Origin of the sequence: Allobosea sp. CER48, assembly GCF_044752385.1 — a bacterium.
Lineage (GTDB): Bacteria > Pseudomonadota > Alphaproteobacteria > Rhizobiales > Beijerinckiaceae > Allobosea.
In genome coordinates, this window is record NZ_JBIWYK010000419.1 from 1 (window position 1) to 2,692 (window position 2,692).

General features: G+C 69.1%; 3 protein-coding genes. All 3 read left to right on the plus strand.

Annotated elements, in window-relative coordinates:
* Positions 1 to 64 precede the first annotated feature (64 nt).
* Positions 65 to 1,036, plus strand: coding sequence for a 4-hydroxy-3-methylbut-2-enyl diphosphate reductase (ispH, locus tag ACIPIA_RS13765; protein WP_400510363.1), 972 nt, complete (start codon positions 65 to 67; stop codon positions 1,034 to 1,036).
* A gap of 83 nt (positions 1,037 to 1,119) precedes the next feature.
* Complete coding sequence (locus ACIPIA_RS13770) at positions 1,120 to 2,085, plus strand: homoserine kinase (RefSeq protein WP_400510364.1); 966 nt, start codon at positions 1,120 to 1,122, stop codon at positions 2,083 to 2,085.
* A 106-nt stretch (positions 2,086 to 2,191) separates the two neighbouring features.
* Complete coding sequence (rnhA, locus tag ACIPIA_RS13775; protein ID WP_400510366.1) at positions 2,192 to 2,638, plus strand: ribonuclease HI; 447 nt, start codon at positions 2,192 to 2,194, stop codon at positions 2,636 to 2,638.
* Positions 2,639 to 2,692: the final 54 nt, after the last annotated feature.

Consider the following 2,692-nt stretch of genomic DNA (forward strand, 5'->3'; position numbering starts at 1 on the left):
TTTCCTTGACATCGCCGTCGTCACGCCGAAAGAAGACGCGGACTGATCGGAGAGTTTCCCGCGCGTGACCAAGCCGCCGCTCGACATCCTGCTCTGCGCCCCGCGCGGCTTCTGCGCCGGGGTCGTGCGCGCCATCGACGCGGTCGAGAAGGCGCTGGCCCTGCATGGCGCGCCGGTCTATGTCCGGCACGAGATCGTCCACAACAAATACGTCGTCGAATCCCTGAAGCGGAAGGGCGCGGTCTTCGTCGCCGAGCTCGACGAGGTGCCGGACGAGACCCGGCCGGTCATCTTCTCGGCCCATGGCGTCGCCAAGGCGGTGCCGGCGGCGGCGAAGGCGCGCAACCTCTTCGCCATCGACGCCACCTGCCCGCTGGTGACGAAGGTGCATCGCGAGGCCGAGGTCCACCACAAGCGCGGCCGCCACATCCTGCTCGTCGGCCATGCCGGCCATCCCGAGGTCATCGGAACCATGGGCCAGCTGCCCGAGGGCGCGATCACGCTGATCGAGACGCTGGAGGATGTCGCCGCGCTGACCGCGCCCGTCGGCCAGCCGCTCGCCTATGTCACGCAGACCACGCTCTCGGTCGACGACACCCGCGGCATCGTCGAGGCGCTGCAGGCCCGCTTCCCGGACCTGATCGCGCCGCACAAGGAAGACATCTGCTACGCCACGACCAACCGCCAGGAGGCGGTGAAGCGCGTCGCGCCGCAGGTCGACGGGCTGATCGTCGTCGGTTCGCCCAATTCCTCGAACTCGCAGCGCCTGCGCGAAGTCGCCGAGCGCGCCGGCTGCCCGGTCGCGCGGCTCGTCCTGCGCACCGACGAGATCGACTGGTCGGTCTTCGGCAACATCAGCAGCCTCGGTATCACAGCCGGCGCGAGCGCCCCGGAGGTGCTGGTCGAGGAGATCATCGACGCCTTCGCCGCGCGCTACGAGGTCCGCGTCGAAACCGTCTCGACGGCCGACGAGAATGTCTTCTTCCCGCTGCCGCGCGAGCTGCGCGGCGAGGCAACGCCGACCGCGGCCGAGTAACCCCGGCAGAGGCCTTTCCGAGCGCGCCGATCCCGGCGCGCGTGTCGGGAATGCGCCGAGCCAATGAGCAAGAGAGCCTGATCTTGGCCGTCTACACCGAAGTGCCCGATGACGAGATGGCCGCCTTCGTGGCGCGCTATGGCATCGGCGACCTGCTTTCCGCCAAGGGCATCGCCGAAGGCGTCGAGAACTCGAACTACCTGCTGCACACCACGCAGGGCACCTACATCCTCACCCTCTACGAGAAGCGGGTGAACCCGGACGACCTGCCGTTCTTCCTCGGCCTGATGCAGCATCTCGCCTCGCGCGGGCTGATCTGCCCCCAGCCGGTGCAGGATTCGCGCGGCGAGATGCTCGGCCGCCTCGCCGGGCGCCCCGCGGCGATCGTCACCTTCCTCGACGGGCTTTCGGTGCGCCGCCCCACGGCCGGCCACTGCCAGGAACTCGGCCGCGGCCTTGCGCTGATGCACGAGGCCGGCGCCGATTTCACGATGGAGCGGGTGAATGCGCTCTCCGTGCCGGGCTGGCGCCCGCTCGCGCACCAGGCCGGCCCCGATGCGGACAAGGTCTCGCCCGGCCTCGCCCGCCGGATCGCGGCCGAGATCGCCGTGCATGAGGCGAACTGGCCCAAGGACCTGCCGCGCGGCGTGATCCATGCCGATCTTTTCCCCAACAACGTCTTCTTCATCGGCAGCCGCCTGTCGGGGCTGATCGACTTCTACTTCGCCTGCACCGACGCGTATGCCTACGACCTGGCGATCTGCCTGAACTCCTGGTGCTTCGAGGCCGACGGCTCGTTCAACCTGACCAAGGGCCAGGCGCTGCTCGCCGGCTACGAGTCAGTCCGCCCGTTGAATGCGGCGGAGATCGAGGCGCTGCCGCAGCTCTGCCGCGGTTCGGCCCTGCGCTTCCTGCTGACCCGACTGGTCGATTGGCTCAACGTGCCGCCGGGTGCGCTGGTCAAGCCGCATGACCCGCTCGAATACGACCGCAAGCTCGCCTTCCACCAGCGCGTCGCCGACGCTCGCGAATATGGGCTGAAGCGGTGAGCGATACTGTCGAAGTCTGGACGGACGGTGCCTGCTCGGGAAATCCGGGCTCCGGCGCGCTTGGGGCTTGTCCCATTCGCGCAGCTGAAAATCGCCGGGGCCGGCCATGAGCGATACTGTCGAAGTGTGGACGGACGGCGCCTGCTCGGGCAATCCCGGCCCCGGCGGCTGGGGGGCCATCCTGACTTTTAACGGCGTCGAGAAGGAGCTCTCCGGCGGCGAGCCGCAGACGACCAACAACCGCATGGAGCTGATGGCGGCGATCGCGGCGCTCGAGGCGCTGAAGCGGCCGGTCACGGTCGCGCTTCACACCGACAGCCAGTATCTGCGCCAGGGCATCACCGGCTGGATTCATGGCTGGAAGAAGAACGGCTGGAAGACGGCCGACCGCAAGCCCGTCAAGAACGCCGAGCTCTGGCAGCGGCTCGAGGCGGCGCTGGGCCGCCACAAGATCGAGTGGAAATGGGTCAAGGGACATGCCGGCGACGAGATGAACGAGCGCGCCGACGCGCTGGCGCGCGCCGGCATGGCGCCGTTCAAGGCCTCGCGCTAGCGCGGCGGGCGGGTTGCTTGCCTGCCCGGAGTCCGGGCAGGCGGTCGCGGGCGC

What these genes read in the sequence shown, in the direction of transcription:
- rnhA (WP_400510366.1), top strand. Translation starts at nt 2,192, where the DNA reads ATGAGCGATACTGTCGAAGTGTGGACGGACGGCGCCTGCTCGGGCAAT.